The 9,669-nt window shown below is 40.1% G+C and carries 9 protein-coding genes; 5 read left to right on the plus strand and 4 right to left on the minus strand.

All coding sequences use genetic code 11. The annotated features are described in order from the left end of the window. Positions 1-8: 8 nt before the first annotated feature. Both QL989_RS04190 and QL989_RS04195 read right to left on the minus strand, forming a co-directional pair. Positions 9-833 carry a sterol desaturase family protein gene (locus QL989_RS04190; RefSeq protein WP_198523646.1) on the minus strand — a complete coding sequence of 275 codons (825 nt, stop codon included), beginning with the start codon at positions 831-833 and terminating at the stop codon, positions 9-11. After that, positions 830-1,273: an SRPBCC family protein gene (locus tag QL989_RS04195; RefSeq protein ID WP_290168493.1), complete on the minus strand. Its 444-nt coding sequence runs from the start codon at positions 1,271-1,273 to the stop codon at positions 830-832. Before QL989_RS04195 ends, QL989_RS04190 begins: the two co-directional genes overlap by 4 nt. A gap of 96 nt (positions 1,274-1,369) precedes the next feature. Between QL989_RS04195 and QL989_RS04200 the strand changes: the two genes are divergently transcribed. Together QL989_RS04200 and QL989_RS04205 are read left to right on the plus strand one after the other, a co-directional pair. After that, positions 1,370-2,368, plus strand: coding sequence for an AraC family transcriptional regulator (locus tag QL989_RS04200; protein WP_290168496.1), 999 nt, complete (start codon positions 1,370-1,372; stop codon positions 2,366-2,368). Between the two features lie 94 nt (positions 2,369-2,462). Continuing rightward, positions 2,463-3,224 (plus strand): transporter substrate-binding domain-containing protein, encoded by a 762-nt coding sequence (locus tag QL989_RS04205; RefSeq protein ID WP_178956531.1) that lies wholly within the window; start codon positions 2,463-2,465, stop codon positions 3,222-3,224. Here the strand turns inward: QL989_RS04205 and QL989_RS04210 are convergent. Next, positions 3,221-3,631 (minus strand): NUDIX hydrolase, encoded by a 411-nt coding sequence (locus QL989_RS04210; protein WP_178956532.1) that lies wholly within the window; start codon positions 3,629-3,631, stop codon positions 3,221-3,223. The two genes, QL989_RS04205 and QL989_RS04210, sit on opposite strands and share 4 nt — an antisense overlap. Before the next feature lie 195 nt (positions 3,632-3,826). Between QL989_RS04210 and QL989_RS04215 the strand changes: the two genes are divergently transcribed. Both QL989_RS04215 and QL989_RS04220 read left to right on the plus strand, forming a co-directional pair. After that, on the plus strand, positions 3,827-5,716 hold the full coding sequence (locus tag QL989_RS04215; RefSeq protein WP_290168500.1) for an AMP-binding protein: 1,890 nt from the start codon (positions 3,827-3,829) through the stop codon (positions 5,714-5,716). A gap of 93 nt (positions 5,717-5,809) precedes the next feature. Continuing rightward, positions 5,810-7,090: a mechanosensitive ion channel domain-containing protein gene (locus QL989_RS04220; protein WP_198523652.1), complete on the plus strand. Its 1,281-nt coding sequence runs from the start codon at positions 5,810-5,812 to the stop codon at positions 7,088-7,090. Positions 7,091-7,318: 228 nt separating this feature from the next. Here QL989_RS04220 and QL989_RS04225 read toward each other — a convergent pair whose 3' ends face one another. Continuing rightward, positions 7,319-8,203 carry a LysR family transcriptional regulator gene (locus tag QL989_RS04225; RefSeq protein ID WP_290168503.1) on the minus strand — a complete coding sequence of 295 codons (885 nt, stop codon included), beginning with the start codon at positions 8,201-8,203 and terminating at the stop codon, positions 7,319-7,321. A 110-nt stretch (positions 8,204-8,313) separates the two neighbouring features. Here QL989_RS04225 and QL989_RS04230 point away from each other — a divergent pair, with 110 nt between their 5' ends. Next, positions 8,314-9,456, plus strand: coding sequence for an alkene reductase (locus tag QL989_RS04230; protein ID WP_138608701.1), 1,143 nt, complete (start codon positions 8,314-8,316; stop codon positions 9,454-9,456). Positions 9,457-9,669 lie beyond the last annotated feature (213 nt).

Consider the following 9,669-nt stretch of genomic DNA (forward strand, 5'->3'; position numbering starts at 1 on the left):
AAATAGGCTTACTTATTAATACCTTGGGAGCTTGTTGGGTAACCAAAGACTACTTTTAACTTTGCTTTTAATCCCTTTGCTCTGTAGGTACTTTTAAAGAGATGCTGCCACTGATGAAAGGTAATTTTAATCGGGTTATTACTGTGTAGTTGGCCAATAATTCCGTATTTACAAGGCTTGCTTTCATCCTCTTCTACATAAGTGCCAAATAACTTATCCCAAACAATTAGTACCCCTGCAAAGTTTTTATCTAAATAACCATTGTTAATAGCATGATGTACCCGATGATGTGATGGGGTATTAAATACGCTTTCAAACCAACCCAGCTTTTTTACCACTTGGGTGTGAACAAAAAATTGATACGCTAAATTAAGGGCAACTACGGCAAAAACAATCACAGGTTCAAAACCAAGTAATATCATTGGCATCCAAAACAGCCACATGCCCGCAAGCGGATACATTAAACTTTGTCTAAAGGCAGTAGTAAAATTCATTCTCGTAGAGCTATGATGTACGACATGCGCTGCCCATAACCAATGTATATGGTGTGATGCACGATGAAACCAATAATATAAAAAATCTTGCAGTACAAAGGCACCTAATATGGTCAGTACCGTCAATTCAATATCAAATAACCGAAACTGATACAGCCAGTAAAAAAACGGCATTAGTACTATTAATGCAATAGCATCAGCACCTTGATGTAATAAAGCCAATAATGCATTGGCTAAACTGTCTTTTATATCGTAGTGACGCCTAAATTTAATAAACTCGATAGCAACAAACAGCAAAAAAATAGGGCTCAGTGCGAGTAAAATAATTTCAATGCTCATACAACACGCTCCTGAAAATAGCGGGCTATTTTTTTAAGTGCTTGGCTAATATCTTTTTTTATAAAAAAAGCCAGTATAAAATCGGGTAACCAAAAAGGTGCAATGCAACTAATATGGTAATTAACCTCAGTGAGCGATGGCTCTTCATTAATGGTATTTAAGTAAATATCACCACGATGCTGCGCAACGGGCTTGCTACCTATAATACGGTAACTAATATGACTGTTATCTGCAGCTATTATTTGCTCTTTAAAGGTAGTGCCTTGCATTTTTATTTCTCTAATCGTGCCTTTTCCGCCACTTATTTCACCCGGCTCTTGTGGTGCAAGTAGTGTAAAGTGAGCATTAAAAAATCGTCCTAAATCAGCATGCGCTAATAATACGCTGCGTATTTGCTCCGGCGTTGCTGCCACAGCTCGCTTAATTTTTATTTCTACCATGACCTTCACCCTATTATTTTTATCGATCACTAGCATATAAAAATATGCCGTGGCAAACTTGCGATTAGACGACTATTTTTTAGCTTTAGGCGACAAATGAAAACCTTAGCCGATCATTATTTTTGTAGCTGTTTGGATTATCTTGAAGCCCAAGGCTTAGCTAGCCAAGTGGCTTTAAGCGCTATTGATTTTAACGAGTATACCAATAAAAAGTCACAACAAATGGCGCCACGTATCAGCTTAAAAAGCTATAATGCGCTGCTTGGCTATGCACAACAGGCGTTAAACGATCCCTTATTTGGCTTTGAATTAGGAAAACAAATACGCACCGCTGATTTTGGTGTATTGGGGTATTTAATTGAATCGAGTACTAATTTAGCCAGCGCTATTACTGCACTACTTAATTACGACAGCCTAGTGGCTAATATTGGTCGCGCCAAGTTTGAGCAACAAAAAACACGGTGTAAAGTAACTTGGGTAGCCGATCCACAATGTAGTTCACAGGCTGTTTTACGAAATATGACCGCTTGGGTCAGCGTGGTACGCCAACTACTTAATCCTGAGCTTTCACCTAGCTGTGTGTATTTTTCAACACACTTTTCAAACACCGAACAACACAGATTAACTAATTGGTTTAATTGCCCAGTAAAAGCTGGCGCTAGCTTTAATCAAATCGAGTTTCCAAGTAATTACTTAACCCTGCCCTTTAAAACCGATAATAGCCAAATCAACGCAATACTTAAGCAAATGTCAGAGCAACAGCTATCCCAGTTTAAAAGTCAGCAGTTATTATCAGAAAAAATTAATCATATTTTAATGGCAAAACACGACTTACAAGATTGCTCTTTGCTCAGGACAGCTGCGGCCTTAAATATGACGCCACGCACACTACAGCGCTATCTAAAAAAAGAGCAAACCACGTTTGCCGCGCTGCTTGAAGCAGAGCAAAAACGACGCTTATTAACTTATATTCACCACTATTCGTTAAATAAAATCGCATTTATGCTGGGATTTAACGATCAAAGTTCTTTTAATCGTGCCTTTAAACGCTGGCATCATTGCTCGCCTCGCCAATTTATAAAAAACAACAAGTAAACAACCTGCTTACTTAAAATATACATTTATCATGTACCTTATTAATGTTTTTCTTTACACTAGCGTTATAGTATTGCTTTAAAGACAATTATTTATGCTTTTGCGTATGGTGTTAACTGTTTTTGTATTGTTTTTTTATAGTGCGTTCTGCAACGCCACCCCTGTTACCTTTATCGCTGAAGATTTACCGCCTTATCATTTTAAAAACCCTCAAGGTGAAGCACAGGGCGCGCTGGTCGATATAGCTAAAGCAGTTTTAAATGGCACTGATTTAACAGCAAAGTTTGAAATAATGCCAATGGCTAGAATATTCCAACAGCAACGAGCCAATCCTAATGCCATAATAATGTCACTGCTAAAAACACCAAACAGACATCATCAATATAAGTGGCTAGGTAAAGTCTACTTTGCGGACGCATACCTAGTTAGTTTAAGTAACCACAAAGATGAAGTGATTCATTTAAATTTTGCTAAAGAGTACAAAGTAGCCACTATTCGCGGCTACTCTGCACAAGCTTATTTAGAAACTAAAGGCTTTACTGAAAATGAAAACCTAGTATTAGTCAGTTATTATCAACAGCTCTGGAAAATGCTATATAAAAATCGTATCGACTTTGTTGTAACCAATACGCTCACACTTGAAAACGAATTAAAGCGCACCGGGCTCGACCCTAATTTAATTTCAAAACGCATCCACTTAGATGAGTTACCCTCTTCTTTGCATTTTGCAGCCAGTAATCAGTTTGACTCACACACAGCAAAAATTATTAGCGATAGGTTAAATGCCATCAAGGAAAGTGGTGAATATCAGCAAATTTTAAATAAATGGCAACTCCCTATGCCAAAAAACCTTTAATACTTAGCGGGCAAGGTATTCTGTGCTAGATAATTTTTTAATGAGATAAACAAAGGTGCGGGCAAGTCATTAATATCGCACCAACGCCACTGTAAACATTTGTGAGGCTCTTTATTTATAACCTCTCCGCCTTCATAGTCTGCTTGCATATATAAGGTAATATAATGTTTGTTCTCTGCGCTAAAAATATCGTTGGTAAAATCGAGTTTACGAATATTAGTGACATTGAGCCCAGTCTCTTCTACTACTTCACGCACAGCGCATTGCTCAACAGTTTCACCAAATTCTAAATGCCCTCCAGGGGTTGCCCACGTATTTGCGCCATGTGCGCCTATCCGTTCACCGAGTAAAATTTTATTATCATGCATTACTATTACTGCAACGCCTACTCTGACCATTTGATTCATTCTTATATCCATTTACTCTCATTAATTACTGAAACATTTTACATTAGTTGGAACTTTTTAGTTCTATACAATCATCACGTTGGCCAAAAAACAAAAACATCGCTTACTATTTAACCGACCATAGTCGAATATCACTGCTGATAAAAAGCGCTTAGTTTTAAATTACGTTAGATTATATTTTCCTTAGGAGCCTTTATGTCAGGTGAATACAAACAACATTACAACGAGTTTAAACAAGACCCAGCAGCGTTTTGGTTATCACAAAGTAAGCGACTACCTTGGTACAAGGCTCCAGAAACCGCATACACACAAGATCAAGAAGGACTACACCACTGGTATGCAGACGGCGAACTTAACAGCTGCTTTTTAGCCGTAGATCAACATGTAATCGCTGGGCATGGTAATGAAACAGCGTTAATTTATGATTCACCGGTTACCAATAGCAAACGCAGTTATAGCTATTTACAACTACAGCAAGAGGTCGCTAAATTTGCAGGGGTAATGCAGTCTTTAGGAGTGATTAAAGGCGACCGCGTAGTGATTTACATGCCCATGATCCCCGAAGCCGTAATTGGTATGTTGGCATGTGCCCGAATTGGCGCTATTCATTCTGTCGTGTTTGGCGGTTTTGCAGCGCATGAATTAGCGGTACGGATTGATGACGCCAAGCCCAAATTGGTACTCACTGCCTCTTGCGGTGTAGAAGTAAATACCATAATTGAATACAAAGACTTGCTCGATAACGCGGTTGAAGCTGCTAGCTATAAAGTTGAACACTGTATTATTTATCAGCGTGAGCAAGCCACCGCACCGCTTATGCCCGAACGTGATATTGACTGGGCTGTTGCAATGCAAACAGCCACACCGGTTGATCCCGTTGCGGTCAGTGGCGATCATCCACTTTATATTTTATACACCTCTGGCACAACAGGGACACCTAAAGGTGTGGTGCGTGAAAATGGCGGCCATGCGGTTGCTATGCATTACAGCATGGAAACCGTCTACGGCATGAAACCCGGTGACGTATTTTGGGCCGCCTCTGATATTGGCTGGGTAGTGGGTCATTCGTATATTGTGTATGCGCCACTTATGTATCGATGCGCAACTATTTTATTTGAAGGAAAACCGGTTAGAACCCCCGATGCCAGTGCTTTTTGGCGCGTAGTAGAAGAATACAAAGTGAATGCCCTATTTAGTGCCCCCACTGCGTTTCGCGCGATTAAAAAAGAGGACCCCAATGCCGATGGCTTTAAACAATACGATACCTCTAGTCTCAAACGATTATTTTTAGCCGGAGAGCGTTTAGACTCACCTACCTACGATTGGCTCAAAGAAAAAACAGGTTTACCGGTGCTTGATCATTGGTGGCAAACAGAAACGGGCTGGGCAATTGCGTGTAACCCTGTTGGCATTGAACACCTGCCAACAAAAGCAGGAAGCTCAACAGTTGCAACACCTGGATTTGATGTAAGAGTTTTAGATATGAATGGGGATGAATGTGCTCCGAATGAACAAGGCGCGGTTGTTATAAAGCTGCCTTTACCGCCGGGCTGTTTACCAACAATTTGGCAAAATACGGCTCGTTTTAAAGCTGGTTATATGGCTGAATATGAGGGCTACTATTTATCTGGTGATGGCGGTTATATTGATGACGATGGCTACCTCTTTATTATGGGTCGCACCGATGATGTGATTAATGTCGCAGGGCACCGTCTATCCACCGGTGAAATGGAAGAAATTGTTGCAGCGCACCCAGCTGTGGCTGAATGTGCAGTATTTGGTATTAGTGATGCGTTAAAAGGGCAAAACCCCATGGCGATGGTGGTGCTAAAAAATGATTTTCATGGCTCACATAAAGAGGTAGAACAGCAATTGGTGCAAACCGTGCGTAATCAAATTGGCGCTATTGCATGCCTTAAAAATATTATGTGTGTAGAGCGGTTACCCAAAACTCGATCTGGCAAGATTTTACGTAAAAATCTGCGGCAGTTAATTGATGGTGAAGAACTGCAAATTCCATCAACCATAGATGATCCAAGTATTTTTGAAGAACTCAGCCAGCAACTCGAGCTTGGTAAACTGTAACTACATAATGTAAAAAGTCTTAAATAGACTTTTTACATTGCAGCTGCTTAACTAACAATCAGTAATTAATAATAGCGTCCTTATGGAGTATTAATGACAGGAACACGCGCACAGCTGCGAGATTTTTTACTGCAATGGTTTGGCGATTATTTTCCGGGAAGCCCATTTTTATGGTACGACCTGATGGCATTGGCTTGGATTGCGCTATTTGCATTAATATTACACCTCATTTTAAGGCTGGTTTCTCAGCGTTTAGTTAAAAACCGCTTTAGCGAACAAGCTGCGCAACCCGATAGCAAAAGTCCTTTATATTCAGCAAAAAAGCTCGCTCGTAATATCTCATTTGTTTTACAAGGAGCGGTCGTTGTTATTCAGGCGCAACTGTGGGTACCCGAAGGCACCACGTTTTTGTATTTGATTAAAATGATCACCGATCAATGGATCATTTTATTTACCTTACTTTCGCTATTTTCTTTACTGGATATATTTCAAGCAATTTCCGATAAACGCCCCTTAAGCGCTCACTTTCCGCTGCGCGGCTTTTTGCAAACAATTAAGCTTATTGCCAGTGTATTAACTGCCATTTTAGCCGTTTCATTGTTAATGAATAAATCACCGTTAATTTTACTAAGCGGTTTAGGCGCTCTGTCTGCGGTATTATTACTGGTATTTAAAGACGCTATTTTAGGCCTAGTAGCGGGTATTCAGCTCTCTGCCAATAATATGCTAGCGGTAGGTGATTGGTTAGAAATGCCTAAGTACGGCGCCGATGGTGATGTTATTGATATTGCGCTAACCACGGTTAAAGTAAGAAATTGGGATAAAACCATTACCACCATTCCTACTTATGCCTTGATCTCCGACTCATTTAAAAATTGGCGCGGTATGTCAGACTCTGGTGGACGCCGGATAAAACGCAGCATTCACCTTGAAATGAGTAGTGTGCACTTTTTAGACGAAGCCGCAGTTGTTGCCCTTAAAAAAGCCGATTTACTAAGTGAGTACCTTGAAAGTACGCTATTGGTTATTGAGGAGCAAAACATCACTAAAAAAGTAGATATGAGCTGCACTTTAAATGGCCGCAGGCTAACTAATGTGGGTACATTTCGTCACTATTTGGTCGCGCTATTAAAACAGCACCCACATATTCATCAAGGTATGACCTTAATGGTAAGGCAATTAGCGCCAACAACCCAAGGTTTACCCATTGAGATTTATGCATTCACCAATACCACTAATTGGGGTGAATATGAAAATATTCAGTCAGATATATTTGATCATATATTAGCGGTTTTACCCGCCTTTTCGTTACGTGCCCATGAAGCACCAACAGGAAGCGATATTCGCCAACTAATTAACCTGAACTCTGGTTAAGAGATTTACTAACATATTGAATCAAAATGATATTTATGTTTATTTTCTCTAGCCAGAGATTTTCAGTGAAAACAAGGCGAAATTACGCGTCAATAGCTAGTCTATTGCAAGTAAATTCAACGCAGTTAGCGCTCAAAATAACTGCTTGAGATAGATTTATTATCTAGAGTTCAGGTTAATTAGATAACCTGAACTGTGAATAATAAATCTAGCTCACGTAGAGCCAGTCTAAATACGCTTTAATTGTGCAATAAGCCACTGATGAATATCGCTGTTATTTGAACGAGGATGCCATGCTGCAATCACCTTAAACGGCGGCGGTAATAATTCAATCTCCAATTGCTTTACCTTACTATTTGGCAATAACCTTGATGGGTAAAACGCAATTAAATCGGTGGTATTGAGTAAATCAGGCACTGATGAAAACCCAGGTACTGACATGACAATATTTCGTTTGTAGCCTTTATCTGCAAACCAGCGATCGTGCGATCCACGTAAGTTTGCTCTAGATGCCGACACCACCAACTGCGGCCGACTCGCAACCTCAGATAAGCTCAAAGGCTGTGAAGATGTGGGCGCATGTGCGCCTGCAATACAAATATGCTGTTCTTCAAATAGGGTATCGTAAACTAAATTATCAGGAATAAATTCAACAAAGCTAATCAGTAAATCAAGCTCCCCTGCGCTGATAAGCTGGTTAACGTTATCGGATGCGAAGTCTCGAATAATCAACTTTAAACCTGGCGCTTCACGGCGAGTAATTGCTAATAACTGAGGTAAAAGTGCAGCAATCGCATAGTCCGTAGCACTTATAGTAAAAACGCCTTGATAACTCTGCGGGGAAAACTGTGACGGCACTAATAATGCGTCTAGTTGACTCAGAATTTGATTAATTGATAGTTCAAGCGCCAGCGCTTTTGGCGTTGGCAGCATCGTATTGCCTTGACGAATAAACAGCCTGTCATCAAATAAATCGCGTAATTTTCGCAGCTGCTCACTAATAGCTTGCTGAGTTAGCCCCATTTTTTGCGCAACATGCGATACATTTTTTAATTTGAGTAAAGCGCTTAAAACTCGCAACTGCTTTATATCCAGCCGACCTATACCATTCATAATTGTATCTAAAACAAAAAAGTGTTGTTTCAAATTGTAGCTTTAAATCCCTATGCTCACCAGCATTGTTATAAGCGCTCAGCAGCATAGTTAATTTAAAAGGTATTAAAATGAGTCAACCGAGTAAAAATATCGACAGTTTATTTTCATCCATTAGTTTAGGGCCATATACCCTGAAAAATCGTATTGTTATGCCGCCACTTACCCGCTCACGCAGTACAGTACCTGGCAATATCCCCAACGAAGTAATGGCCACCTATTATGCGCAACGTGCAAGTGCTGGCTTTATGGTTACCGAGGGCACTCAAATTGAACCCAGAGGACAAGGATACGCTTGGACACCCGGTATTCACTCTGCAGAACAAATCGATGGCTGGAGAAAAGTGACTAATGCCGTGCATGCAGAAGGGGGAGTTATTTTTGCCCAGCTTTGGCATGTAGGCCGTGTATCGCATACTAGCCTACAACCAAATGAAGCCAAACCTGTTGCTCCCTCAGCAATAGCAGCTGATAGTGTGAAAGTGTTTATAGAAACAGGGCCAGCTCAAGGCGCTTTAGCCGATCCAAGTGAACCGCAAGCTTTAACAACAAATGAAGTCAAAGAGCTTGTTGGCATGTATGCACAAGCTGCCCGTAATGCGCTAGAGGCTGGGTTTGATGGTGTGGAACTGCATTGTGCTAATGGCTACTTAGTAAACCAATTTATTTCTGAGCATAGTAACCAACGTGAAGATGAATACGGTGGCTCACTGACTAATCGCTTACGCTTTTTAAAAGAGATTGTTGCTGCCGTTAGTGATGTAGTTGGCGCTGAGCGTTTAGGGGTTAGATTTGCGCCGCTATTTAGCAGTACTGATGAAACCCGTGTTTATTTAGGATTAGTAGAATCAGACCCTCAACATACTTATATAGAAGCCATTAAAGTACTTGAGCAAGCGGGTATTGCTTATCTTTCAATTGCTGAAGCCGATTGGGACAATGCCCCTGATTTGCCAGAGCAATTTTACCAAGCGGCACGCGCAGAGTTTTCTGGACGTATTATTTACGCAGGTAAATACACAGTTGATAAATCTGTGGCAATGCTAGCTAAAGGTTATGGAGATTTATTTGCTTTTGGTCGCCCTTTTATTGCCAATCCTGATTTACCAGCGCGTATTAAACATAATTGGCCATTAAATGAAGCCGATGCTACTACTATGTATGGTGGCACTGAGCAAGGCTACAGTGATTATCCTCGCTACAAAAACGATTAGCAAAATGGCCATGGATGGCCTCTAAAATTGCTAAAAGCGCGATAATCCACTCTATCTAAATCTCCCAAATAAGTCTTATCACTGTTTTTACCTTATCGAAAATATCATACATTTGGTTAAAAAATGTCGATAAAAGTCATTTAAATTAGTTTTAAAGTGTTGTTTTTAAATAATTAACAAGCATTAAAGTAGTAATATTTCTAAATATGAATA

Origin of the sequence: Pseudoalteromonas sp. APC 3224, assembly GCF_030407535.1 — a bacterium.
In the GTDB taxonomy this organism is placed as follows: Bacteria; Pseudomonadota; Gammaproteobacteria; order Enterobacterales; family Alteromonadaceae; genus Pseudoalteromonas.